Raw genomic sequence first — 26,257 nt, 5'->3', positions numbered from 1 at the left:
GATGACCGTTGTTCGCCACTTTGGTTTTTTTTCCGAGGGCGAAAACTTCCGACGCGGTTCCACGGTCTATCCGTTCAGACATTCCCTACGCAATTCAGAGGTTTTCAACCAAATGGCAGCAGTAATGGTCGGCCAATTCCACGCCCGTGACGCCGAAGGCCGCATCTACCCCGTGCACGAGTTTCAGGAGTCGACCCTGCAAGTGGACGGCAGCACGCTGGGCGCCCCCATCACCACCTACCGCCTGGCCATCGGCGACAAGGTCAACCATCTGGGTGAAAACCGCTTCGAACTGGCCCGCAGCGGCGTCGAGCTCATTCGCATTCCTTGATGCAATCCACCGTGTAGCGGCCACCTTCGTTCTGCAGGCCATGCACGTCGGCGAGAAAGCCGGGGAAGCCTCGGTTGAACGCACGGGCAAAGGCCAGGTAGTCGAGTATCGAGCGGGTCGCTTCGGTGAACCGTTCCCCTGGCATGATCAATGGAATGCCCGGCGGGTACGGCACCAGCATCACCGCCGCCACCCGCCCCGACAGCGCCTCGATCGGCACCGCCTCCACTTCGCCACGCACCATCTGGTCATAGGCACTGGCCGGGCTCATGGCGACTTCCGGCAAGCGGGTGAACAGCCGCTTCAGTTGCTTGGCCGTTGCATTGCTGCGGTAGCAGCCATGCAACTGGTCGCACAGCTCGCGCAAGCCCATGCCCTGGTAGCGCGACGCATCGGCAGCCATTACGCTGGGCAGGCATTCGTTCAGCGGTGTATTGCCGTCATAGTGGCGTTTGAACTCCAGCAACTCGGTGAGCAACGTGCTCCACTTGCCCTTGGTAATGCCCATGGAGAACAGCACCAGGAAACTGTACAAGCCGGTCTTTTCCACCACCAGCCCGCGCTCCCAGAGAAACTTGCTGACCACCGCCGCCGGGATGCCATGTTCGCCCAGCGCACCGCCCGCACTCAGGCCAGGCATTACCAGCGTCACTTTCAGCGGGTCGAGCAGCACGTAGTCATCCGCCACCTCGGTGAAACCATGCCACTCGGCGCCCGGCTGCAGTAGCCAGTCCTGGGCGGCCAGGCGATGGATGCCTTCGGTGCCCGGCGGTTGCCAGATGCTGAACCACCAGTCGTCTGCGGCAATGTGCTCGCGCAGGTTGGCCAGGGCCCGACGGAAACTCAGGGCCTCGTCGAACATCTCTTGCAGCAGTGAATGCCCGGCCGGGCCTTCCATCATGGTCGAGGCCACGTCCAGCGAGGCGAGGATGCTGTACTGCGGCGAGGTCGAAATGTGCATCATGAACGCTTCGTTGAAGCGGTCCCGGTCCAACTGGCGCCTGGCCCCGTCCTGCACGTGGATCATCGAGGCCTGGCTGAACGCGGCCAATAGCTTATGGGTGGAATGGGTGCTGAACACCAGTGGGCTGTCCGCCGCACAGGCCGTGCCCATGGCGTAGCGCCCGGTGAAGAAGCCGTGGAACACCGCATAGGCGAACCAGGCTTCGTCGAAGTGCAGCACCTCGACACTGGCGCCGAGGGTCTGCTTGATCAGCCCGGCGTGGTAGCACAGGCCGTCGTAGGTGGAGTTGGTCACCACTGCCAACTTGATGCGCTGGCCACGGTCGCGCGCAAGCGGGTTGGCCTGTATCTTGGCCTGGATCGACTCGGGGCTGAATTCACTGAGCGGGATCGGCCCGATGATCCCCAGTTCGTTGCGCTCGGGGCACAGGTACAGGGGGATGGCGCCGGTCATGATGATCGCATGCACCACCGACTTGTGGCAGTTGCGGTCCACCAATACCAGGTCGTCACGGCCGACCATGGCGTGCCAGACGATCTTGTTGGCGGTGGAGGTGCCGTTGATGACGAAGAAGGTATGGTCGGCGCCGAAGTTGCGCGCCGCCCTGGCCTCGGCTGCGGCCAGCGGGCCGGTGTGGTCGAGCAGCGAGCCCAGTTCCGGTACCGAAACCGACAGGTCCGAGCGCAGGGTGTTCTCCCCGAAGAATTGATGAAAAGCCTGGCCCACCGGGCTTTTACGGTAGGCCACGCCACCGCCGTGGCCCGGCGTGTGCCAGGAATAGTTGGACTGCGCGGTATGCTGCACCAGGGCCTTGAAGAACGGTGGCAGCAGGCCATCGAGGTAAGCGTGCGCCGCACGGGCGACCTGGCGCGCGAGAAACGGCACGGTATCTTCGAAGAGGTAAAGGATGCCACGCAGCTGGTTGAGCTCGCTCATGGCTTCGGCAGGGGCATTTTCCAGCGTGACCTGCTCGCCCAGGGCGAAAATCGGCAGGTTGGGCGCACGCAGGCGAGCCAGGCGGATAAGCTCGGCCATGTTCTGCAACAGGTGGGTACTCTCGGCGAGACCTTCGGCGGCGATCAGCATGCAGGCCAGGCCGTGATGGGTGGTGGCGACCAGGCGCGCTTCGGCGTGGTCGGCGGCCTTGATGACGGTAAAGCCGTCCTGGCTCAGCTCATCGGCGATACCGCGCACACGCTCGCCGGCAACGCTGTCGGCCTTGATGGCACGGTGGACGATGAGGATGGGGAACTTGAGGTCCTTGTACATCAGGTGGCTACCTCCGAAGGACATGGCGTCCATTTCAGGGTAGTTGACGTGCCTGTCTTGATGTTGAGGTGGCGCGTAAATCGAGCGCCGCGCGGGCGGCGCTCGATCTCACCGACACCACACAACCCAAGACGAAAATTCAGCCGCCAGTTGTCTCGGTCAAAGCCTGCCACATCGAGGGCCCACCGGCCGACTTGGCAATCGCCGCCAGGCGCTCGGCATGCGCTTCCAGCTCCTCGGCATTGGCCATGATCACCCGCCCGGGTGCACGCCCGACAATCCGGCGGATCTCGCTGCCACCCGCCGCCTGCCCGTCACTCTCGGCGTCGGCACCGTGGCCCGCCAGCGACAGGCTGGTCTGGCCACCGGTCATCGCCAGGTAGACATCAGCCAGCAGTTCCGAGTCGAGCAGTGCGCCGTGCAGTTCACGGCCCGAGTTGTCGATGTCGTAGCGTTTGCACAGCGCATCGAGGCTGTTGCGCTGCCCCGGATGGCGCGCGCGCGCCAGCAGCAGGGTGTCGAGGACGGTGCAGTGCTGCGAGATGTCGGCGCGGTCGTGCTGGCCCAGCAGGGCGAACTCGTTGTTGATGAAGCCAACGTCGAACGCCGCGTTGTGGATGACCAGCGTGGCGCCCTGGATGAATTCGAAGAATTCTTCGGCGACATCGGCAAAGCGTGGCTTGCCGACCAGGAACGCATCGGTGATACCGTGGACGTTGATGGCGCCCTCGTCACTCTCGCGGTCCGGCTGCAGGTAGACGTGGAAGTGCCGCCCGGTCAGGCGCCGACCGATCACCTCGACACAGCCGATCTCGATGATCCGGTGGCCTTCGCTGACCGGCATACCCGTGGTTTCGGTATCGAGAATGACAAACCGCTTATCTTGCTGCTGCTCCACGCGGGGCGCTCCAACTTGCATCAGTCACAAAGGCAGCGATTGTACCCCAGCTCAGCGCTGCGCGCGCACCTCATCGACCCCTCGGTTGGCGAGCTGGTCGGCGCGTTCGTTGCCGGGGTGACCGATATGCCCGCGTACCCATTTCCAGGTCACCTTGTGGCGGTTGACCTGCTGATCCAGCAGTTGCCACAAGTCGGCGTTCTTCACCGGCTCCTTGCTCGCGGTCTTCCAGCCACGCTTCTTCCAGTTGACCATCCATTCGTTGATGCCCTTCATCACGTACTGCGAGTCGGTGGTCAGCACCACCTCGCATTCGCGCTTGAGCGCCATCAGCCCCTGGATCGCCGCCATCAGTTCCATGCGGTTGTTGGTGGTTTCGCGTTCGCCGCCCCACAGTTCCTTCTCGACGCCCTTGTAGATCATAAGGACCCCCCAACCGCCCGGGCCGGGGTTGCCCTTGCAGGCACCATCGGTAAACATCTCGACGCTTTCGCTCATGTACCACTCATGTTCAGTGCTTTTCAGTATCCGGGTTGGCCACCGTGCGGTTGACCTTGGCCAGCGGCAGCGGCAGCAGCTTGCCCATCGGTTCGCGACGCTCCGGGCGCAGCGGCCGCAGGCCTACCACCATCTTGCGCGCCACCAGCAGGTAGACGCCGCCACCGGAACCCTGCCAGCCCCCGGCCAGGCGTTCCCAACCCGCCAGCCGCTGCTGCCAGGCGGCAGAGGCGAGCGGCGGACGATAGCACCCGAAGCGGCGTTTCTCCAGCGCGAAGCCCAGCAGGTTGAGCCAGTCCCCAACCCGTGAAGGCGAGATGCAGCGGGCCTTGCGCAAGGCGCCATGGCTGAACAGATGGCGCACGCCCCAACTGCTCCACGGGTTGATGCCGACGATCAGCAGGTGCCCGCCAGGGCGAACCGCGCTGGCCGCCTCGCGCAGCAAACCGTGGGGCGACAGGCTGAAATCCAGGCCATGCTGCAGCACCACCACGTCGGCGGCGTGCTCGCTCAGCGGCCAGGCCTGTTCTTCACAGACGATCTCCACCCCTGGCAGCGGCGCGCCCAGGCGCACGTTGCGCTGCACCTGCGGGGCGCTGGGTGGCGGCTCGGCGCACGGCCCATAGTGAACAAGGTAACCGCCGAAGAAGCGCCCGAGTTCTTCTTCCAGCAGTTTTTCCTCCTCCTTGAGCATCAGCTGTCCGAGTGGGCCGTTGAACCACTCACGGGCCAGGCTGATCAGCTTGACCCAGTCCGGGTCGGCCTGGGCAAAGGCTTGGTCGGTCATTGCGCTCTCCCTCGAAGGTTCTCGCACCGCGCCATCGCGGCTAAGATGCCTTCATGTGCCACGCTAGGCGAATCGGATCCGCACCATGATACAGATCGATGCTCTCCCCGCTTTCTCCGACAACTACATCTGGTTGTTACAGGATACTGCCAAACGCCGCTGCGCGGTGGTCGACCCGGGAGCGGCCGGCCCAGTGGAAGGCTGGCTGTCGGCGCACCCAGGCTGGGTGCTGAGCGACATCCTCGTCACCCACCATCACAATGACCATGTCGGCGGCGTGGAACGGCTCAAGCAGCTGACCGGGGCACGGGTATGCGGCCCGGCCAGGGAGCGCATTCCGTGCCGTGACCTGGCGCTGGACGACGGCGACCTGGTGACGGTACTGGATACGACCTTCCAGGTGCTGGCCGTGCCTGGCCACACCCTCGGCCATATCGCTTTTTTCAGCGACCAGCCGGCCACCCCCGTGCTGTTCAGTGGCGACACCCTGTTCGCCGCCGGTTGCGGACGCATGTTCGAGGGCACCCCCGAGCAGATGCAGCCGGCCCTGGCCCGCCTGGCGGCGCTGCCTGAGCACACTGAGGTGTACTGCGCCCATGAATATACCTTGAGCAACCTGCGTTTTGCCAAGGCGGTGGAACCCGCCAACCTGCATGTTCTGCGACGGTTCGCGGACGTTACCTGCCTGCGTGCCGAAAATCGCATCACCTTGCCATCAACGATCGGCCTCGAACGCCTGACCAACCCCTTCCTGCGTACCTCTGAAACATTAGTTAAACAAAAAGCAGACGAATGGAAGGGACATACAAACCCCTCGCATGTCGCTGTTTTTGCTGCCTTGAGGTCTTGGAAGGACACCTTCTGATAACCCCAAGATATATCGCAAGCGAGGCTCAACGGTTGACCCGGCCCGGAGCGGTTTCTAGAATCGCCGAAATTTTTCGCCCGGAAACCTGTGTCAGCCGATGTCTTCAAGTAGCCGCAGAACCTCTCATTCCGTCGCCCTGACGCGCCTGGCCCAAATCAGTGCGCTGGCCCTGGCCGCCACCCTGGTGGGCTGCCAGAGCACCCGTCAGCTCGACGAATCCGATAGCGTTCGCGCGCACAACTACCAGGCACGGATCAAGCACAAGCCGTCACCCTTGCAGGTCAAGCCGGCCGAGCAGCCGCCCCAGGACGTGTGGGAACGCATGCGCCAGGGTTTTGCCCTGCAGGACAACATCGACGTCAACCCGCGCATCGAACAGCAGCGCCTGTGGTTCGCCAGCAACCCGAGTTTCATCGAAACCGCCGGCGAGCGCGGCAGCCTTTACTTGCACTACATTGTCGAGCGCCTGGAAGAGCGCGACATGCCGCTGGAACTGGCCCTGCTGCCAGCCATCGAAAGTGCCTACAACCCGATGGCCTACTCGCGCGCCCACGCTGCGGGCATGTGGCAGTTCATCCCGTCCACCGGCCGCCACTTCAACCTGCGCCAGACCAACTTCTACGATGGCCGTCGCGACGTGACCGCCTCGACCAACGCCGCGCTGGACTACCTCAGCCGCCTGCACGACATGTTCAACGGTGACTGGTTGCTGGCCCTGGCCGCCTACAATGCCGGTGAAGGCACTGTCAGCCGCGCCATCGAACGCAACGAACGGCTCGGCCTGCCGACCGACTACTGGAACCTGCCGCTGCCCCAGGAAACCCGCGACTACGTGCCCAAGCTGCTGGCCCTGTCGCAGGTCGTTCTGACGCCGGAAGCCTATGGCGTGAACCTGAGCCCGATCGCCAACGAACCCTACTTCGAGGCGGTGGCCATCAACGACCGTCTCGACCTGTCGCGTGTAGCGGCCTTCGCCAACATCGACGAAGACGAGCTGATCCAGCTCAACCCGGCGTACAAGAAACGCATGACCGTGGACGGCCCGCAGCAACTGCTGGTGCCGACGGCAAAGGCGCAACTGCTGAGCGACAGCCTGTCCAACCTCAAGCCCGAGCAACTGGTCAGCCTGCAGCCGAACAAGGCCGTGTTCGCCCGTGCCGTGGCGGAAGCCCGTGCACCGGTGGCGGCGCGCAGCTACCGGGTCAAGCGCGGCGACAACCTGGGCAGTATTGCCAAGGCCAACCGCGTTTCGGTCAAGGACATCAAGCGCTGGAACCGGCTCTCAGGCAACAGCGTACGCGCTGGCCAGGTTCTGGCCCTGCGTGGCGGCAATGCCCCAGGTGCGGCTGCGAACCGGGTAGCGGCATCCGGCAAGCGTTCCACCCAATACAAGGTGCGCAAGGGCGACTCGCTGTACCTGGTGGCCAAGCGTTTCAACGTCGAAATGCAGCACCTCAAGCGCTGGAACCCGCGCAGTGGCCATGCCCTGAAGCCGGGCCAGACCCTTACCGTCTACCTCTCGCATTGATGTAACCCAGGGGCCGCTCCGCGCGCCATCGCCGGCAAGCCAGCGCCCACCGGGACTACGCAGGGCTTGCACCCGATGCGGCCCCTGCAATCCCCGAAGGCGGCACTCTTTTTCCAACCCCACCAAGCTGTTACTGTACCCCGATCAAAGCCCAACGCCTCTGGATCGGATGCCGACTTGATACGTCCCCTCCTGCTGTCATTCAGCCTGGCCTTGAGCTTTCCCGCAGCCGCGATGGTGAGCGAAAGCCACGGATACGCGCAGTTCGGCACGCTCAAGTACCCAGCCACATTCACCCATTTCGACTGGGTCAACCCGCATGCGCCCAAGGGCGGCACCTTGCGGGCCATGGCTTTCGGTACCTTCGACACGCTCAACCCGTATACCTTCAAAGGGTCGAGCCCGGTCACCACGCCCAATTTCCAGCAATATGGCATCAGCGAGCTGAACGAACCGCTGATGGTCGGCACTGGCCAGTACGACCCGTCCGGCGACGAGCCGACCTCCAGCTATGGCCTGATCGCACGCTCGGTGGAGTACAGCGAGGACCGTAGCTGGGTGGTATTCAACCTGCGCCCGGAAGCACGCTGGCACGACGGCAGGGCGATCACCTCGGCAGACGTGGCGTTCTCCTACCGCACGTTGCTCAAGGACGGCCACCCGATCTACCGCACCAACCTGCAGGAAGTGCAGCGGGTGGATATCCTCGGCCCGCTGCGCATCCGCTTCGTGTTCAAGCGCGCCGGCAACCCGCTGCTGATCCTGCGCCTGGGCGAGATGCCGGTACTGCCCAAGCACTACTGGCAAACGCGCGACTTCAAGGCCACCACCTTCGAACCGCCGCTGGGCAGCGGCCCGTACCGCATCAGCGAAGTCCAGCCCGGGCGCCGGCTGGTGTTCGAGCGGGTGAAGAACTACTGGGGCAAGGACCTGGCGGTAAACCGTGGCAAGTACAACTTCAATCGCGTCGAATATGAGTTCTATCGCGATGCCACGGTGGCTTTCGAAGCGTTCAAGGCCGGCGAATTCGACATTTATATCGAGCACCAGGCGAAGAACTGGGCCAACGGCTACAACTTCCCGGCCGTGCGCCGTGGCGAGGTGATCAAGGCGCAGATCCCGCACCGCATCCCCACCCAGACCCAGGGCCTGTTCATGAACAGCCGGCGGGCGACCTTCAGCGACCCACGGGTACGCCAGGCACTGGGGTTGATGCTCGACTTCGAGTGGACCAACCGCGCGCTGTTCAGCGGCGCCTACCGCCGCTCGACCAGTTACTACCCCAACAGCGATTTCACCGCCAGCGGCCTGCCTACCGGCAAGGAGTGGCTGCTGCTGGCGCCCTTGCGTGACCAGTTGCCGGCCAGGCTGTTCAGCGAACCGTACAAGGTCAGCCAGACCGATGGCCGCGGCATCGGTCGCCAGACCCTGCGCCAGGCCCTCGGCTTGCTCGCCGAAGCCGGCTGGAAACTCGATGGCCAGCGCCTGGTCAACAGCAAGGGCCAGCAACTGCGCATGGAGCTGCTGTTGGTCAACCCCAACCTTGAACGCATCCTGCAACCTTATGTCGAAAACCTGGCCAGTATCGGCATCGATGCACACTTGCGCACCGTCGACCGTGCCCAGTACAAACAGCGTCTGGACCAGTTCGACTTCGACATGATCCTGATGACCCTGAACCAGACCCTGAGCCCTGGCCTTGAACAGTGGCTGTACTTCCATTCCAGCCAGGCCACGACCAAGGGCAGCAAGAACTATGCTGGGGTCAGGGACCCGGTTGTCGACCACCTGCTCGACACCCTGCTGGCCGCCCGTACCCGCGATGACCAGGTGGCTGCCGCCCGCGCCCTGGACCGCGTGCTCTCATGGCAGTACTACATGATTCCCAACTGGTACCTCGACAATCATCGCCTGGCCTACCGCAACCGGTTCGCCTTCGTCACCACGCCGCCCTACACCCTCGGGCTGAACAGCTGGTGGATCAAGACTTCGGAGAAAGCCCAATGATGCCAACGCACCGACTGCGCCAGCTGGCCGGCAGCCTGTTGCTTGCCTGCCTGAGCCTTCCCGCCCTGGCCGCACCACAACACGCCCTCACCCTGTACGACGAGCCCCCCAAATACCCGGCCGACTTCAAGCACTTCGACTACGTCAACCCCGACGCGCCCAAGGGCGGCACCTTCCGCCAGTCCAGCTTCGGCGGCTTCGACAGCCTCAACCCGTTCATCAACAAGGGCGTGTCGGCCGAGAACATCAGCATCATCTACGACACCCTGATGCGCCAGAGCCAGGACGAGCCGTTCACCGAGTACGGCCTGGTGGCCGGCAAGATCGAGAAGGCCCCGGACAATAGCTGGGTGCGCTTCTACCTGCGCCCGGAAGCACGCTTCCACGACGGCCACCCGATGCGCGCCGACGACGTGGTATTCACCTTCAACGCCCTGATCAAGGACGGTGCGCCGCTGTACCGCCAGTATTATTCCGACGTTGCCGAAGTGGTCGCCGAAGACCCGCTGAAGGTGCTGTTCCGGTTCAAGCACAAGAACAACCGTGAGCTGCCGCTGATTCTTGGGCAATTGCCGGTACTGCCCAGGCACTGGTACGAAAACCGCGAATTCAACCGCGGCAACCTTGAGATTCCGCTGGGCAGCGGCCCGTACAAGGTCGCTGAAGTGAAGGCCGGGCGCTCGGTACGTTACGAGCGGGTCAAGGATTACTGGGCCAAGGACCTGCCGATCAACCGCGGTTTCTACAACTTCGACGTGATGACCTTCGATTCCTACCGCGACACCACTGTGGCCCTCGAAGCATTGAAGGCGGGAGCGTTCGACTATGCGCTGGAAGTCAGCGCAAAGAACTGGGCCACCGCCTACAACGTACCGGCCGTGCGCGAGGGTCGCCTGATCAAGGAAGAGCTGCCCAACGGCAACCCCACCGGCATGCAGGGCTTCATCTTCAACATCCGCCGCCCGGTGTTCCAGGATATTCGCGTGCGCCAGGCGCTGAGCCTGCTGCTGGACTACGAGTGGACCAACAAGCAGCTGTTCAATGGCGCCTACACCCGCACCGGCAGCTACTTCGAGAACTCGGAAATGGCCGCCCGCGGCCTGCCCAGCCCCAGCGAGCTGAAAATCCTCGAACCGCTGCGCGGTAAAGTGCCCGAGCAAGTGTTCAGCGAGGCCTTCCACAATCCGGTCAGCGACGGTAGCGGCATGATCCGCGAACAGCAGCGCCAGGCCTACAAGCTGCTGCAGGAAGCCGGCTGGAAAATCGTCGACGACAAGATGGTCGACGCCCAGGGCAAGCCGGTGAGCATCGAGTTCCTGCTGGCGCAGACCGAGTTCGAGCGCATCCTGCTGCCGTTCAAGCGCAACCTCGCCGACCTCGGTATCGAGCTGAACATCCGCCGGGTCGACGTGTCGCAATACATCACCCGCCTGCGTTCACGCGACTACGACATGATCGTCGGCGGCTACCCGCAGTCCAACTCGCCGGGCAACGAGCAGCGCGAGTTCTGGTCCAGCGCCGCCGCCGACAACCCCGGGAGCCGCAACTTCATCGGCCTGCGCGACACGGCCATCGACCAGCTGGTGGAACAATTGATCAACGCCGATTCGCGCCAGAGCCTGATCGACCATTGCCGCGCACTCGACCGCGTGTTGCTGTGGGGCTACTACGTGATCCCCAACTGGCACATCAAGACCTGGCGCGTGGCCTACTGGAACCACATCGGCCATCCCAAGGTATCGCCCAAGTACGACATCGGCATCGACACCTGGTGGATCAAGCCCGGTGTGACGCCTGCGGTCAGCACAACCCCAGCGGACGAGGCCAACTGAGATGCTGGCCTATATCCTGCGCCGTCTGCTGCTGATCATCCCGACCTTGTTCGGCATCCTGATCATCAACTTCATCATCGTCCAGGCCGCCCCCGGCGGCCCGGTCGAACAGATGATCGCCAAACTCGAAGGCTTCGAAGGCGCCACCAGCCGCATTGCCGGTGGCGGTGCCGAAGTGTCGGTGGCCGGTTCCAACTACCGGGGTGGCCAGGGCCTGGATCCGGCGTTGATCGCCGAGATCGAGCGCATGTACGGCTTCGACAAGTCGGCGCCCGAACGCCTGTGGATCATGATCAAGAACTACGCGCGGCTGGACTTCGGTGACAGCTTCTTCCGCGATGCCAAGGTCATCGACCTGATCATCGAGAAGATGCCGGTGTCGATTTCGCTGGGGCTGTGGAGCACGCTGATCATGTACCTGGTGTCGATCCCGCTGGGTATTGCCAAGGCGGTGCGCCACGGCAGCCACTTCGACGTGTGGACCAGCTCGGCGATCATCGTCGGCTATGCCATCCCGGCGTTCCTTTTCGCCATTCTGCTGATCGTGCTGTTCGCCGGCGGCAGCTACTTCGACTGGTTCCCGCTGCGCGGCCTCACCTCCAACAACTTTGACGAACTGAGCACCACCGGCAAGGTGCTGGACTACTTCTGGCACCTGGTCCTGCCGATCACTGCGCTGGTCATCGGCAACTTCGCCACCATGACCTTGCTGACCAAGAACAGCTTCCTCGACGAGATCAACAAGCAATACGTGGTCACGGCCAAGGCCAAGGGCCTGAGCCGGCCGCGCGTGCTGTACGGCCACGTGTTCCGCAACGCCATGCTGCTGGTGATCGCCGGGTTCCCTTCGGCATTCATCGGTATCTTCTTCACCGGGTCGTTGCTGATCGAGGTGATCTTCAGCCTCGACGGCCTGGGCCTGATGAGCTTCGAGGCGGCCATCAACCGCGACTACCCGGTGGTCTTCGGCACCCTGTTCATCTTCACCCTGCTGGGGCTGGTGGTGAAACTGATCGGCGACCTGACCTACACCCTGGTCGATCCACGCATCGACTTCGCCAGCCGGGAGCACTGACATGGCCTTGTCCCCCCTCAACCGTCGGCGCTTCGAGCGCTTCAAGGCCAACCGCCGTGGCTGGTGGTCACTTTGGCTGTTCCTGATCCTGTTCGGCCTGAGCCTGGGCGCCGAGCTGATCGCCAACGACAAGCCGATTGCCGTGCGCTACGACGGCGCGTGGTATTTCCCGGCGTTCAAGCGCTACCCGGAAACCACCTTCGGCGGCGAATTCCCGCTGGAAGCCAACTACAAGAGCCCGTACATCCGCGAACTACTGGCGAAAAAGGACAGTTTCGTGCTGTGGGCACCGATCCCGTTCAGCTACCAGAGCATCAACTACGACCTGCGCGTGCCGGCCCCGGCGCCGCCGTCGGCAGATAACTGGCTGGGCACCGATGACCAGGGCCGCGACGTGCTGGCAAGGGTCATCTACGGCTTCCGCATTTCGGTGCTGTTCGCCCTGACCCTGACCCTGCTCAGCTCCATCGTCGGCGTGATCGCGGGGGCGTTGCAGGGCTTCTATGGCGGCTGGGTCGACCTGGCCGGGCAACGCTTCCTGGAGGTCTGGTCCGGCCTGCCGGTGCTGTACCTGCTGATCATCCTGGCCAGTTTCGTGCAACCGAATTTCTGGTGGCTGCTGGGCATCATGCTGCTGTTCTCGTGGATGAGCCTGGTGGACGTGGTACGCGCCGAATTCCTGCGCGGGCGCAACCTGGAATACGTGCGCGCCGCCCGTGCCCTGGGCATGCGCAATGGCGCGATCATGTACCGGCACATCCTGCCCAACGCGATGATCTCGACCATGACCTTCATGCCGTTCATCCTCACCGGCGCCATCGGCACCCTCACCGCCCTGGACTTCCTCGGTTTCGGCCTGCCGCCAGGCGCGCCGTCGCTGGGCGAACTGGTCGCCCAGGGCAAGTCCAACCTGCAGGCGCCATGGCTGGGCATCAGCGCCTTCGCCGTGCTGGCGCTGATGCTGAGCCTGCTGGTGTTCATCGGCGAATCCGCCCGCGATGCCTTCGACCCGAGGAAGTGACATGAGTGAACAGAACCTGATCGAAGTGCGCGACCTGGCCGTGGAGTTCGTCACCGGGGAGCAGGTCAACCGCGTGGTGGATGGCATCAGCTTCGATATCCGCAAGGGTGAGACGCTGGCCCTGGTCGGCGAGAGCGGCTCGGGCAAGTCGGTGACCGCGCACTCGATCCTGCGTCTGCTGCCCTACCCCCTCGCCCGCCACCCCAGCGGCAGCATCCGCTTCGAGGGCAAGGACCTCCTGCAGCAGAACGAGAAGAGCCTGCAGCGCATCCGCGGCAACCGCATTGCAATGATCTTCCAGGAGCCGATGACCTCGCTGAACCCGTTGCACTGCATCGAGAAGCAGATCAACGAGATTCTCCTGCTGCACAAGGGCCTGAGCGGCAAGGAAGCGACGGCACGTACGCTGGAGCTGCTGGAAATGGTCGGTATCCCCGAGCCGCGCAAGCGCTTGAAGGCCCTGCCCCACGAGTTGTCGGGCGGGCAGCGCCAGCGGGTGATGATCGCCATGGCGCTGGCCAACGAACCCGACCTGCTGATTGCCGACGAACCGACCACGGCGCTGGATGTGACCGTGCAGCTGAAGATCCTCGACCTGCTCAAGGAACTGCAGGCGCGCCTGGGCATGGCCCTGCTGCTGATCAGCCACGACCTCAACCTGGTGCGGCGCATCGCCCACCGGGTGTGCGTGATGCAACGCGGGCAGATCGTCGAGCAGGCTGAATGCACCAGGCTGTTCAGCGCCCCGCAGCACCACTACACGCAGATGCTGATCAATGCCGAGCCCAGCGGGCTGCCGGCGCACAACCCGGTGGGCGCGCCGTTGCTTGAAGTGGACGACCTCAAGGTGTGGTTCCCGATCAGGAAAGGCTTGCTGCGGCGAACGGTCGACCATGTGAAGGCCGTGGACGGTGTCAACTTCAGCCTGCCGCAGGGGCAGACGCTGGGAATTGTCGGCGAGTCCGGGTCGGGCAAGTCGACGCTGGGCCTGGCAATCCTGCGGCTGATTGCCAGCCAGGGCGGGATTCGCTTCCACGGGCAACAGCTCGAATGCCTCAACCAAAAGGCAGTCAGGCCATTACGGCGGGAAATGCAGGTGGTGTTCCAGGACCCGTTCGGCAGCCTGAGCCCGCGCATGTGCGTGGCGGACATCGTCGGTGAAGGGCTGCGCATTCACCGCATCGGCACCCCACAGGAGCAGGAAGCGGCGATCATTGCTGCGCTGGAGGAAGTCGGTCTGGACCCGCGCACCCGGCATCGCTACCCACATGAGTTTTCCGGTGGCCAGCGCCAGCGCATTGCCATTGCCCGGGCCCTGGTGTTGAAGCCGGCGCTGATCCTGCTGGATGAACCGACATCGGCGCTGGACCGCACCGTGCAGCGCCAGGTAGTGGAACTGCTGCGCAACCTGCAGCAGAAGTACAACCTGACCTACCTGTTCATCAGCCATGACCTGGCGGTGGTCAAGGCGCTGAGCCACCAGTTGATGGTGATCAAGCACGGCCAGGTGGTTGAGCAAGGGGACGCGCAGGCGATCTTCCACGCGCCGCAACATCCGTATACCCGGCAGTTGCTGGAGGCGGCGTTTCTACAGGTGAAGGCGTCGTAGCCAACCACTGCCAGGGCGGGGTCCCGCCCTGGCACGGTGCAAACTGCTGCGGATCGCCCGCCCCGCTCGGCCACTCAGAAATCGATGGTGCCGGAGAACTTCACCAGCCGCGGATCGCCCTGGGTCAGGTAGCCGCCATTGGCCGAAGCCCAGTAGTTCTTGTCGGTCAGGTTTTCCACGTTGACCCGCAAGGTCAGGTCTTTCTCCGCTACTTTCAGCGTGTAGCGACCACCGATGTCGAAACGGTTCCAGGTCGGCAGACTGACGTTGTTCGCGGCATCCACGTACTGGCCGCCAGTGCGCAACATGCGTGCATTCAACGCCAGCCCCGGCACACCCGGTACATCCCAGTCGACACTGGCATTGAGCTGGAAGGTCGGCACACCGATGGCGTGGTTGCCGTCGTTACTGCCGTTGGCGGTGTTCTTCTGCTCCGAGCTCATGCGGGTACCACCGGCCATCAGCCGCAGGCCTTCGACGGGCTCGCCGAACAGGCTCAATTCCAGGCCTTTGTTGACCTGTTCGCCGTCGCGGATGAAGACATTGTTCAAGGTGTAGCCGTCCGACGGCTTCTCGATGCGGAACACGGCCAGGTTCGCGCCAAAGTTCTGCCGGTCGAGCTTGATACCGGCTTCAAGCTGCTTGGTGCGACCGGGGGGGAACATTTCACCGGCATTCGATACATTGGCTGGCGGCGTCGGCCCCTGAGCCAGGCCTTCGATGCGGTTGGCATACAGTGAAATACTGTCGGTCGCCTTGAATACGATGCCGTATACCGGCGTGGTAATCGACTTGTCGTAAGGGTCGCCCCGGCGGCTACCGTCATTGGCTGGGTTGACGTTGCCCTGCGAGGTGGTGCCATCGTAGCTGTAGCTCTCCACCCGCAGTTGCTGGCGGCGTACCCCGTAGGTCAGCAACAGGCGGTCGTCGAATACACCGACGGTATCGGAAATCGCGATGCTGCGAGCGCGGGTCTTGCCGGTGACACCTGGGTCACCCATTTCGCCACCCGTGCTGGTGACATTACTCGGCTTGGCCTGCTGCACAGTGTCGTAGAGGTGGGTGCTGATCGGCGAATAGAAGGTGTAGGCGTTCTCCGCCTGGGTCCACAGGGTGTTCGCACCCACGGCGACCTGGTGGCTGATTGCTCCGGTCTGCAACCGGCCATTGAGGCCGGCACTGAAGCTGGTGTTGTCTTCACCATGGACAATATCGGAAGGGGTAATCGTCGCCGCACCGCTGTTGCCGACCAGCACCGGCGTGCCATAGGTGCCGTGTTCGCGGGTATGCCGTGCACCGCCGGCCAGGTAGGCCGTCCAGTTGTCGTTCAGGTCCCATTCGCCGCGCGCCATGCCAAAGGTGTCTTCCGACTCGCTGTAGCTCCAGGCCTGGCCATAGTTGTGGCTGGCATCCGGTGCGGTCGGCAGGCTGGTGGTTGTGCTGCCCAGGCGCACCGAGTTGCGCAGGTGGTTGATACGCTGCTTCTGGTAGCCAATGTCGGTCGACAGGCGGAAATTGTCGCCGCGGTAGTCAAGGCCTGCGGTAAACAGCTTGGTGCGCTGGTCCTGATCGTCGACCGCTGTTTCACCTTCGCGCTGGCTGAGGTTCAGGCGCGCGCCGAAGCGGTTGTCTTCACCGAAGCGCTGGCCGATATCGAGGTGTTCGCCAATGCGGCCATCGGCGCTGATGTCCTGGGTGTAGCGGCGGGTCGGCAAGTCTTCGGCGCGCTTGGGTTGCAGGTTGACGTTGCCGCCCAGGCCGGTGCCGGTCGGGCTGACGCCATTGAGAAAAGCGTTCGGCCCCTTGAACACTTCGACCCGTTCCACGCCATCGGTGGACATGATCTGGCGCGGCAGGATGCCGTACAGGCCATTGAAGGAGATGTCATCACCGGCCAGCGGCAAGCCCCTGATCACGAACACCTTGGACTGGTTGCCAAAGCCGTACGACTCGCGCACCGAAGGGTCGTTGGCCAGCACGTCGCCGATGTCTTCGGCCTGCTGGTCTTCGATGAGCTTGGCGGTGTAGCTGGTCATCGTGAAAGGCACATCCATGTAGTCCTGGTTGCCCAGCACCCCCATCTGCCCGCCACGGGCCACTTGCCCGCCGGCGAACGCCTCAGGCATTGCGCCTGGCCGCGCCTTCAGGGCATCGGCATTGATGTCGGTAGCCTCCAGCTGGATCGGTTCGCCAGCGTGGGCCAGCAACGGGACGAAACAGCAGAACGCCAGCAGAGCTGGCCGTGACGGTAGCGGCGAAGGCATGTCGGGTTCCGGGGCAAGATCAATGATTTTGCTAATGCTAATGCTTCGCAAACACATAAGGCAAATCTGGCCACCCCGCCGCCATGTCTAGCCCAGGTCTTCGCTCACCCGCTCTACCGCATCCACCACCTTGCGTGCCCCGGCCTGGATGGCGCTGATGGCCGTACCGGCCTGGAGCGCCAACTGCAATGCGCTGGCCGCCTCCTTCCGGCTACGCTCGACCTCGCTGACAGCCTGGCTGGCCAGGACCTGGTTACGCGCGACCACGGCATCGATCTCGGCGGTGGCCGTGCTGGTGCGCGCCGCCAGCTTGCGGACCTCATCGGCCACCACTGCGAAGCCTCGGCCCTGCTCGCCGGCACGTGCCGCCTCGATGGCCGCGTTGAGTGCCAGCAGGTTGGTCTGCGCGGCGATCCCGCCAATGGTCTGCACGATGGCGCTGATGCTGGTCGATTGCTCGCCCAGCGCGCTGATGGTGACACCCGCAGCCTGCATCTGGCGAGCCACGTCGTGCATGGTCTGCTCCATGGCATGCATCACCGCCACGCCTTCGCTGGCACCGGCGTCGGTGCTGCGAGAAACATCCAGCGCCATCTGCGCGGCACGCTTGACCTCCTCCTCCCGCCGCACCTGGTCAGTCACCACCGAGGCGAACTTGACCACCTTCACCAGGCGCCCCCGGGCGTCGGTGACCGGGTTGTAACTGGCTTCCAGCCAGACCTCCCGGCCTTGCCGGTCCAGGCGGCAGAAGCGACCCGCCACATAGCGGCCGGTATTGAGCGTCTGCCAGAAAAGAGCGTAGTCAGGGCTGCTGGCCTGTGCGGCGCTGCAGAACATCTGGTGATGCCTGCCCACCACCTGCTCGAGCCGATAGCCCATGGCATCGAGAAACATCGGGTTTGCATCCAGCACCGTGCCATCGAGCCCGAACTGGATCACCGCAGTCGAACGCAGCAGCGCGTCAAGCAGTGCCTGGCCCTGCTGGGCCGGGGTCGGCAGCCACTGCGCCAGCGGTTGGCCAACGGCACTGCCGGGCTCTGCGCCCAGGGCGGCAGCGCACGCCGGGTTGAGTTCCAGCACGCGGCCCTGGGCATCCAGCCTCATGAAAGGTCCCTGTTCGATCTGGGCCAGACGCTGGCGAAGGCTCAGTATTTCCGCATCGCGCTCGGCGAGCGCGGCTTTGAGTTGCCGATTGAACATGGAAGTACCTACGTAATGACAAGATGATCAGGCCGCCGGGCCTGCCAACCGGGTGCGGCAGTACCACTGCCGGAACACCTCGACAGGCATCGGCCTGGCAATGTGGTAGCCCTGCGCCTCCGCACAGCCCCAATCTTTGGCCTGGGCAAGCTGCTCGGCCGTTTCGATACCCTCGGCGGTCACTTGGTAACCCAGGCTGCAGGCCAGGCTGACGACCGACTGCACCAGCAAGGCCTCCTTGGCACCACGCGCGGACCGCTGCACAAGGCTTCTGTCCAGTTTGACCAGCGAGGCCGGAAGGCGAGTGAGATAGGCCCAGTTGCTGTAACCGGTGCCGAAGTCGTCGATGGCAACAGCAATGCCGGCCTGGCTGGCACGTTGCAATTGCTGTTGCACCTCGCCGGGCTGCTCTATCAGCACACTTTCGGTGAACTCCAGCTGTACGCGGCCCGGCTCGACAGCCTGGCGTTGCAGTTCGGCCAGCAAGGTGTCCATGAACGTCGCGCTTTCCAGGTCCCGCGCGGTGACGTTGAAGCTGACGCTGAATTGCAGGTCGCGGGTGCACTGCAAAATGCGCAGCACGGCACGCATGACCCAGAGGCTGAGGTTGGCCATCAGTGCGGTTTTTTCTGCCAACGGGATGAACTCGCCGGGCGAAACGTCGCCCAGCAGCGGGTGGCGCCAGCGCAACAAGGCCTCGGCAGAACGGCACTCACCGCCGGGCAGCTCGACCCGCGGCTGCAGATGCAGGCTCAGTTCATCCTCGCTGTGCAACGCCTGCGCCAGCGATGTGAGCAACATGAACGCGCGACGTTGGGCCGCGTCCACTCCGGTCTGGTACCAGGCATGACGCCCCGCACTGCGCCGTGCCGTGTCAGCAGCGGCCACGGCGCGGCGCAGCCACTCCAGGCTGTTGCGGTCATCCTCCAGCGGGGTGATGGGTGCGATGCCGATGCCTGCGTCCAATAGCACGGGTATCTGGTGACACTGGGCAGGCGCCTGCAGCGCCTGGAGGATGCGCTGGCAAAGCGGCAGGACAGCAGCTGCATCCTCAAGCAGCACGGCGAACCGGGTGGGGCTGATCTTGTACAATGACAAGCCGCTTTCCAACTGGCTGGCGATGCGCGACTTGGCCTGCAAGGTCAAGTCATGGGCAAAGTTGTAGCCCAGCCCGCGAATCAGCTCGCTCAGCGCCTCTGCCGACATGATGTCGACGGCCAGCAGTGTCATCGACTGGCCGCGATCCAGCCCCGCGCCGACATCACATTCGAGCTTCAGTCGGTTGAACAGCCCTGTAGCCTGGTCGTGAAAGTTGTTGCGGCGCATGCCGGCGATGATCTGCATGGCCATGTCGGCGAACGCCAACAGCATCCCGCGCTGAGCGTCGTTCAGCGCTGCGCGCGATGCGGTGTCGATGATACAGAAGCTGCCGATCGCCACCTGCTGCTCGACCCGTAGCGGCGCACCGCAGTAGTAGCGAATGCCCGGTTCACCGGTAACCAGGGGGTTATCCGCGAAGCGCGGGTCGGCAGCAGCGTCGAGTATCTCCAGCAGCTGCGCCTGCAAGATGGTATGGGCACAAAACGATACATCCCGGGCCGTGCCCGCTATCTCCAGGCCAGCGCGGGCGGTGAACCATTGCTGACATGCACCGACAATCGAAACCAGGCAGATGGGTGCCGAAAAGTAATGCCGGGCCAGCTCTACCAGCGCACGCAACTCACCGCTCTGCTCGTGATGCTGCACACACCATTCGGCAACTGTGGCCAGGCGCTCCTGCTCGTTGGTCGAAACGGGCGCAACCTTCATGTCGTTTCACCTGTCCCACACGGGGAGCCTACAAAGTAATAGCACTACGCTACACCCAATATATGTACAAGACAAAGCATTTGTACAAGTATTGTATAGGTTTTTCGATCAAGGACCGACCGGGTGATGGTGCAGTCATCAGGAAAATTGACGATTATCGTCTTTCATCATCAATCAAAACCCGCATAAATTTTCTACCGTCCTCCCAGCGAACACGGTAGAGCCATGCCCACCCAGCCAGTAACGCCCGCTTCCTCCGTCATTGACATCCTGGCCCAGCGTTCCAGCCTGCCAAACCCGACGCTCGACCCGTGCCAGGCCAACGATCTGCTGCTGGCCCATTACGGGTTTGCCGGCGAACTGTCGGCCATGGGCAGCCAACAAGACCTGAACCTGCGGGTCGACACAGCCCAAGGCAGGTACGTGCTCAAGGCTTGCCACAGCAGCTATGCGCGAGTGGAACTTGAAGCTCAACATGCAGCACTGGCCTACCTGCGCGAACAGGGCCTGCCGGTGCCGGCCGTGCATCCGGCCAACGATGGCCAGGCGTTGCGGGAAGTGAACGTGGACGGCCAGGCCCTGCGCATGCGCCTGCTCGATTACATCGAAGGCGAGCCGCTGACCCGCCTCGGGCACATGCCGACGTACCTGATGGCCGAGCTGGGCGGTCTCTGCGCCAGGCTGGACAAAGCCCTCGCCGGCTTCGACCACCCAGGCCTGGCGCGTACCCTGCAATGGGACCCGCAACATGCCCAGGCCCTGATCCAGCACCTGCTGCCGGTACTGTCCGACCCCGCACGACGCGCGCGCATCGAACAGGCCAGCGCCGTGGCAGCCGCGCATCTGGCCCCGCTGGTCGGGCACCTGCCGGCCCAGGCCGTGCACCTGGACATCACTGACGACAATGCGGTCTGGGCCCGCGACGCTGCGCGCCAATGGCAGCTGCAGGGCGTGATCGATTTCGGCGACCTGTTGCGTACCTGGCGTATCGCCGACCTGTCGGTAACCTGCGCGGCGCTGCTGCACCACGCAGAAGGTGACCCGCTGCGCGTCCTGCCGGCCGTACACGCCTACCAGGCGCTCAACCCACTGAGTGAAGCCGAGCTACGCGCCCTCTGGCCACTGGTGGTCAACCGCGCCGCCGTGCTGGTGCTGAGCAGCGAGCAGCAGCTCAACGTCGACCCGGACAACCAGTACATCCGCGCCAACATCGCCCATGAATGGGAAATCTTCGACACCGCCACTGCTGTACCTTTCGCGCTGATGGAAGCGGCCATCCTCCAAGCGGCGGGGCTGCAACCTGCCACGCCTGACCTGAGCACCTGCGCGCCCCTGCTCCCGGAGCTGAATGGCCAGCCCGTCACTCGCGTAGACCTCGGCGTGCTCAGCGTGCATTACCAGGCGGGCAACTGGGAACAACCAGGCTTCGACCGGCACCTGCTGAGCCTGCAGCCGGCCCCGGCCTGCAGCCTGCACGGCCAGTATCGCCTGTCGCAAACCCATATCGACCGCCCCGAGGAGCCCGCTACCTGCGCCCTCGGCGTCGAATTGCATGTGCCCACGGGCAGCCCTGTGCATGCGCCGGAAAGCGGCACCTGGGAGCGCCACGGCGACAGCCGTGGCTGCCTGCGCAGCACACACTGGACCTTGTGGCTGCAAGGTCTGGAAGGTATCCCCGACGATGGCCAGGTGGTGGAAAAAGGCCAGTCGCTGGGCAGCAGCTGTGGCTTTCTCAGCGTCCAGTTGTGCCTGGACAGCAGCATCCAGCCGCCGTTCTTTGCCACCCCCTCCCATGCGCCAGCCTGGCTGGCCCTGTGCCCATCGCCGGCGGCGCTACTGGGCTTTGACTGCGATGCCGAACCGCTGCCTGACCCGCAGGCCCTGCTGGCCCGCCGCGATGCCAGCTTCGCCCGCTCGCAGAAGCACTACTACGCGCAGCCGCCACATATCGAGCGCGGCTGGCGCAACTACCTGATCGACATGCACGGCCGCTCGTACCTGGACATGCTCAACAACGTCGCCGTGCTGGGCCACGGCCACCCGCGCATGGTCGCCGAATCAGCGCGGCAGTGGTCGCTGCTGAACACCAACTCGCGCTTCCACTACGCGGCCATCACCGAGTTCTCCGAACGCCTGCTGGCGCTGGCTCCCGCAGGCTTCGACCGGGTGTTCATGGTCAACAGCGGCACCGAAGCCAACGACCTGGCCATTCGCCTGGCCTGGGCCTACAGCGGCGGACGCGACATACTCAGCGTGCTGGAAGCCTACCACGGCTGGTCGGTAGCCACCGATGCCATCTCCACCTCGATCGCCGACAACCCGCAGGCTCTGGAAACCCGTCCGGACTGGGTGCATCCGGTAGAGGCGCCGAACACCTTCCGCGGCCGCTTCCGCGGTGCCGACAGCGCCGCGCAGTACTTGCGCGATGTCGACGCCAAGCTGGCCGACCTCGACACCCGTGGCCGCCAGTTGGCAGGCATCATCTGCGAGCCGGTATATGGCAACGCCGGGGGCATTGCGTTGCCGGCCGGCTACCTGCGCGAAGCCTATGCCAAGGTACGCGCCCGTGGCGGGGTATGCATCGCTGACGAAGTGCAGGTCGGTTATGGCCGCCTGGGCGAGTACTTCTGGGGCTTCGAGGAACAGGGCGTGGTACCCGATATCATCACCATGGCCAAGGGCATGGGCAACGGCCAGCCACTGGGCGTGGTCATCACCCGCCGCGAAATTGCCGAAGCGTTGGAGGCCGAGGGCTACTTCTTCTCCTCGGCCGGCGGTAGCCCGGTCAGCTGCCGCATCGGCATGGCGGTACTGGACGTGATGCAGGAGGAAGGCCTGTGGGACAATGCCCGCGACACCGGGCGCTACTTCAAGGCACGCCTGCAGGCACTGGTAGACAAGCACCCGTTGGCCGGCGCCGCGCATGGCTCGGGCTTCTACCTGGGGCTGGAGCTGGTGCGCGACCGCGAAACGCTCGAACCCGCCACCGAAGAAACCATGGCGCTGTGCGACCGCCTGCGTGACCTGGGCATTTTCATGCAGCCGACCGGCGATTACCTGAATATTCTCAAGATCAAGCCACCGATGTGCACTACCCGGGCAAGCGTCGACTACTTTGTCGACAGCATCGACCGGGTGCTGGGCGAAGGCTTGTAAGGGGCTGTCAAGCGGGCCGGCGAGCAGTCATAATTTCCGGCCCGTTCATCAGGTTTGCCGACATGGCCTTCAGCAGCGACTCCCTGGCTATCTTCCTCGCCGTGCTGGAGGCGGGTTCGTTCTCCGCCGCCGCGCGCAAGCTGGGGCGCGTACCTTCGGCCGTAAGCATGGCGATCGCCCAGCTGGAAGCGGAGCTCGACCTGGTACTGTTCGACCGGGCCACGCGCAAGGCCTTGCCCACCAGTGCCGCCCTGGCACTGGAGCCCCAGGCCAGGCAGGTGATGTGCCAGCTCAACCTGCTCGACGCGCAGGCCCTGCAGCTGCACAAAGGCCTGGAAAAACGCCTGAGCATTGCCATGGCGCCCGAGCTGCAGACCGGCCGCTGGAGCCAACCACTGGAAATCCTCGCCGAGGAATTCCCCAGCCTGGAAATCGAGGTGCGCTCGGCCACCCAGACCGAGGCCATTCGCCTGCTGCATGACGGCAGCGTGCAACTGGCGCTGGTGTTCGAGCGGCCCGGCATCGACGAGCGTGAGTCGTTCCTTGAAGCCGGCAGCCAGTTGCTGGTGGCGGTGGCTTCACCACGCCATCCCGCCGGGCAGAACCGTGGCGCACCGTTACCCGAAGAGGCTTTCGCCGAACAACGGCAGATCATCGTGGCCTCGGGCAAGGCCACCGGCTCGGACCCGCGCATGGTGCTGTCGCGGCGCATCTGGCTGACCGACAGCTACCTGGCCACGCTGGACCTGGTGCAGTCCGGCCTGGGCTGGGCCTACCTGCCGCAGCCGTTGGTAGATCCGCTGATAACTTCGGGTGCGTTGGCGGAAGTGCGCTTCGACAACATGGCCAGCCGCTTGCGCCTGTGGGTCGACATCATCTGGGTCAAGCCGCGCCCGCTGGGGCTGGGTGCGCGGCGCTACCTGGAGGTCATGCGCCAGCTGTTCGAGAAGGAGCCGCCTCGGGCCTGATCGTGGCTGGGTCGGCAGCCTCCAAGACCATTGAAAACGCAAGAAGCGAAACTTCCTACAAGCTTTTGGGACGCCCAAACCTCCTCTGCGAATTCATTCCTCGCTAGTGTTCTGCCCTCCCAGCAGACGCCATTCAAGGTGCACTAGCCGAAAAGGAATTTCACATGCAGAGCCAGGCTGAAACGGCCACTCGCTACCCACAGCGCCTCCATGACTTCGCCACCCGGCAGCGCAGTCCAGAAGAGGCGCTCTATCTTCTGCTCGACCCTTCTGCCGGGTGTCCGCCCGAGCACCCCTTGAGCATTCCCGCCCTCATCGACGCGCTAGGCAGTGAAGCCGTAACCCGTATCGACTGCTCCGGGCTGGTCCAGGACCCGCAATACTGGCCAGCCCTGGTCCAGCTCGCCAAACCTGGCTCAGTGCCCCCAGCGCTGGCCGCACTCAGTGCGACTTGCGCCGTACGTGAGGCAACCGCCACCAGGCACCATGTGTGTGGCTGGCTGCTCAGCGATCAGCCGGCCGAACACATCGCCCGGCATATCAACAAGCAATGCCATGTATTGCACCAACCACCACCGCATGGCCTTACGGCCTGGTTCCAGCCTGTGCGCCTGGCATTGCTGCGCGAAACCATGAAAAACGCAGCCGAGGTGCTCGGGCCCATTCGTAGCTGGTTACACCCGGATGGCAGTGGCAGTTGCACGGTGTTTGAACGGCAACCGTCGGCTGGCGACCTGGTCGTCCCGGAAGCCGCGAGGGCGACCCAGCACGTCGCACCGCAGATCATGCAACTGCTCGTTGCCTGGCAACGCCTGAATGGCATGCGGCAAACCTGGGCTCCCTGGCGCTTCGCAGGCTCGACAGGGTTGCCAGAAAACGCGCCCGCGCATGCCATGAAACTGATCCTCAAGGCCTTCAAGCAGGGCCTGCGCGACCGCGCCGATATCCAGTGCATGTGCCTGCACCTGCTCATGATCCACCCACTGCTCCTGCAGCACCCGACCATCCAGCGCGATGTGGCCCAGGCGGCTGCCGGCGAGCGACGCCTGGCAGTTCGCTTCGCCAGCTACGACGACCGCACCTGGGCACACATCGTCGCGGCTTTGCCGCAGGCAAGGAGTTACTCATGAGCATCAGCAAAGCCATCCACATCGCCATGCAGGAAGAGATTCCCAATACCTACGGGCGCTGTCATTTCTGCGAACGCTCCGGCCTGCCGATCCTGCTGCTGCGCCAAGCCTATGCCCCGCGCCCGGATACCGAGCGCCCCTATCGCCTGGCGGACGACAGCGAGATCACTTTCCACCCGATGCACACCGACCAGTTGCGCCTGCTGCGCCAGGGTTACGTCTACGTGCTGCTCGACCAGGAAATCTGGCAAGCCTACGAGGTTGCGGCAGCCGGGACCCTTAAGCGTTTCCCGGTGTCGCAGATGCCCCTGGCGCCACCCAGGCCAGTGCCCCAGTGGTGCGCCACCGAGGGCCATGACGTCATCGCCTCGTTCATCAACATCGATACCCTGCTCTACCGCAAAGCCTGGATCGCCTTCGCCAACGACCCCTGGCCGCGGGTGGTACTCGACCGCTACCGGCAAGGCATCGCCAGCGGCGACCCGGGCACCCTCGCCCGCTTTGTCGAGGTAGACCTGGACACCGCGCGCAACGACCCCGCCAGCATCGGCATCGCCATGACCGACAGCTTCCGCTTCGGCCTGGAGGATGTGCTGGAGTTCTCGACGTTTTCCTCCGCCAGGTATGCCAGCGTGCATGGCTTCTACAGCCGCCTGGGGCGCTGGCACGAAACCCGCGTCCAGGTGCGCAACGCCATCCAGCGCGAGCAACTGCCCAACGGCATACTGGCGCTGACAGTGCCCGACCCGGTCGGCATGGTGATGGAGCTGAACGCGTAGCGCACGGGCTGGGTACAGCGCATGCAGGAGTGGCGCGCGCAGCCGCAGCGGCACTTCGAGTACTTCACCTCGCAGGCGCTGTTGGGCATCCGCGAGCTGCACGCCGCCACCGCCGCCGCGCAGGGTGTCGAGGATGCACAGCGCGAGGCGCTAGAGGTCGAGCAGTGGAACCACAGCGCGCTGGCCGGCAAGGCGCCTCTGCCGACGGTGGACATCGAGGCAAGGAGCGAACGCAACATCGCGCGCAAACAGCAGGAAGCCCGC

Annotated in this window: 19 protein-coding genes and 2 pseudogenes; 13 read left to right on the top strand and 8 right to left on the bottom strand. The window is 64.1% G+C overall.

Annotation, left to right across the window (positions count from 1 at the left end; translation table 11 throughout):
* Positions 1–112 precede the first annotated feature (112 nt).
* Positions 113–331, top strand: coding sequence for a hypothetical protein (locus tag B4L76_RS14180; RefSeq protein ID WP_225778501.1), 219 nt, complete (start codon positions 113–115; stop codon positions 329–331).
* Here B4L76_RS14180 and B4L76_RS14175 read toward each other — a convergent pair.
* From B4L76_RS14175 to B4L76_RS14160, 4 genes are all read right to left on the bottom strand, one after another.
* Positions 315–2,564 carry an Orn/Lys/Arg decarboxylase N-terminal domain-containing protein gene (locus tag B4L76_RS14175; protein ID WP_296233359.1) on the bottom strand — a complete coding sequence of 750 codons (2,250 nt, stop codon included), beginning with the start codon at positions 2,562–2,564 and terminating at the stop codon, positions 315–317. The two genes, B4L76_RS14180 and B4L76_RS14175, sit on opposite strands and share 17 nt — an antisense overlap.
* A gap of 139 nt (positions 2,565–2,703) precedes the next feature.
* Positions 2,704–3,462: a DNA polymerase III subunit epsilon gene (gene dnaQ / locus B4L76_RS14170; protein WP_296233337.1), complete on the bottom strand. Its 759-nt coding sequence runs from the start codon at positions 3,460–3,462 to the stop codon at positions 2,704–2,706.
* A 51-nt stretch (positions 3,463–3,513) separates the two neighbouring features.
* Positions 3,514–3,960, bottom strand: coding sequence for a ribonuclease HI (gene rnhA / locus B4L76_RS14165; protein WP_186674758.1), 447 nt, complete (start codon positions 3,958–3,960; stop codon positions 3,514–3,516).
* 13 nt (positions 3,961–3,973) lie between these two features.
* Positions 3,974–4,747 (bottom strand): class I SAM-dependent methyltransferase, encoded by a 774-nt coding sequence (locus tag B4L76_RS14160; protein WP_296233336.1) that lies wholly within the window; start codon positions 4,745–4,747, stop codon positions 3,974–3,976.
* Between the two features lie 85 nt (positions 4,748–4,832).
* On the opposite strand from B4L76_RS14160, the gene gloB reads away from it, so the two are divergent.
* From gloB to B4L76_RS14125, 7 genes are all read left to right on the top strand, one after another.
* Positions 4,833–5,612 carry a hydroxyacylglutathione hydrolase gene (gene gloB / locus B4L76_RS14155; protein ID WP_296233333.1) on the top strand — a complete coding sequence of 260 codons (780 nt, stop codon included), beginning with the start codon at positions 4,833–4,835 and terminating at the stop codon, positions 5,610–5,612.
* 100 nt (positions 5,613–5,712) lie between these two features.
* On the top strand, positions 5,713–7,143 hold the full coding sequence (locus B4L76_RS14150; RefSeq protein WP_296233331.1) for a lytic transglycosylase domain-containing protein: 1,431 nt from the start codon (positions 5,713–5,715) through the stop codon (positions 7,141–7,143).
* Between the two features lie 180 nt (positions 7,144–7,323).
* The gene (locus B4L76_RS14145; protein WP_296233358.1) at positions 7,324–9,150 is read left to right on the top strand and encodes an extracellular solute-binding protein; all 1,827 of its coding nucleotides are present in this window, start codon (positions 7,324–7,326) and stop codon (positions 9,148–9,150) included.
* A complete protein-coding gene (locus tag B4L76_RS14140; protein ID WP_296233330.1) occupies positions 9,147–10,982 on the top strand; it encodes an extracellular solute-binding protein in 1,836 nt (611 codons plus the stop codon). The genes B4L76_RS14145 and B4L76_RS14140 overlap by 4 nt, the downstream gene beginning before the upstream one ends.
* Position 10,983: 1 nt before the next feature.
* On the top strand, positions 10,984–12,057 hold the full coding sequence (locus B4L76_RS14135) for a microcin C ABC transporter permease YejB (RefSeq protein WP_296233329.1): 1,074 nt from the start codon (positions 10,984–10,986) through the stop codon (positions 12,055–12,057).
* A gap of 1 nt (position 12,058) precedes the next feature.
* Positions 12,059–13,078 (top strand): ABC transporter permease, encoded by a 1,020-nt coding sequence (locus tag B4L76_RS14130; protein WP_170030782.1) that lies wholly within the window; start codon positions 12,059–12,061, stop codon positions 13,076–13,078.
* A 1-nt stretch (position 13,079) separates the two neighbouring features.
* Entirely contained in the window at positions 13,080–14,687 is a 1,608-nt protein-coding gene (locus B4L76_RS14125) for an ABC transporter ATP-binding protein (RefSeq protein ID WP_296233328.1), read from the top strand.
* A gap of 74 nt (positions 14,688–14,761) precedes the next feature.
* Here the strand turns inward: B4L76_RS14125 and B4L76_RS14120 are convergent, their stop codons facing one another.
* From B4L76_RS14120 to B4L76_RS14110, 4 genes and pseudogenes are all read right to left on the bottom strand, one after another.
* Positions 14,762–16,951 (bottom strand): TonB-dependent receptor, encoded by a 2,190-nt coding sequence (locus B4L76_RS14120; RefSeq protein ID WP_296233327.1) that lies wholly within the window; start codon positions 16,949–16,951, stop codon positions 14,762–14,764.
* Between the two features lie 87 nt (positions 16,952–17,038).
* A pseudogene (locus tag B4L76_RS24365) lies at positions 17,039–17,476 on the bottom strand (methyl-accepting chemotaxis protein); the annotation flags it as partial.
* Between the two features lie 99 nt (positions 17,477–17,575).
* Positions 17,576–18,055 (bottom strand): annotated as a pseudogene (locus B4L76_RS24360) (PAS domain-containing protein); the annotation flags it as partial.
* Between the two features lie 123 nt (positions 18,056–18,178).
* Positions 18,179–19,960, bottom strand: coding sequence for a bifunctional diguanylate cyclase/phosphodiesterase (locus tag B4L76_RS14110; protein WP_296233325.1), 1,782 nt, complete (start codon positions 19,958–19,960; stop codon positions 18,179–18,181).
* A 225-nt stretch (positions 19,961–20,185) separates the two neighbouring features.
* Between B4L76_RS14110 and B4L76_RS14105 the strand changes: the two genes are divergently transcribed.
* The 5 genes from B4L76_RS14105 to B4L76_RS14085 all read left to right on the top strand — a co-directional run.
* Positions 20,186–23,116, top strand: coding sequence for an aminotransferase (locus B4L76_RS14105; RefSeq protein ID WP_296233324.1), 2,931 nt, complete (start codon positions 20,186–20,188; stop codon positions 23,114–23,116).
* Between the two features lie 62 nt (positions 23,117–23,178).
* On the top strand, positions 23,179–24,084 hold the full coding sequence (locus B4L76_RS14100; protein WP_296233323.1) for a LysR family transcriptional regulator: 906 nt from the start codon (positions 23,179–23,181) through the stop codon (positions 24,082–24,084).
* A gap of 164 nt (positions 24,085–24,248) precedes the next feature.
* On the top strand, positions 24,249–25,214 hold the full coding sequence (locus tag B4L76_RS14095; protein WP_296233322.1) for a hypothetical protein: 966 nt from the start codon (positions 24,249–24,251) through the stop codon (positions 25,212–25,214).
* Positions 25,211–25,993, top strand: coding sequence for a T6SS effector BTH_I2691 family protein (locus tag B4L76_RS14090; protein WP_296233321.1), 783 nt, complete (start codon positions 25,211–25,213; stop codon positions 25,991–25,993). The genes B4L76_RS14095 and B4L76_RS14090 overlap by 4 nt, the downstream gene beginning before the upstream one ends.
* 21 nt (positions 25,994–26,014) lie before the next feature.
* Positions 26,015–26,257: hypothetical protein (locus tag B4L76_RS14085; protein ID WP_296233315.1), on the top strand; the 243-nt coding region annotated here is incomplete at its 3' end.

Origin of the sequence: Pseudomonas sp. UBA4617, assembly GCF_002386445.1 — a bacterium.
Classification (GTDB): domain Bacteria; phylum Pseudomonadota; class Gammaproteobacteria; order Pseudomonadales; family Pseudomonadaceae; genus Aquipseudomonas.
This window is presented reverse-complemented; position numbering and strand designations above follow the sequence as displayed.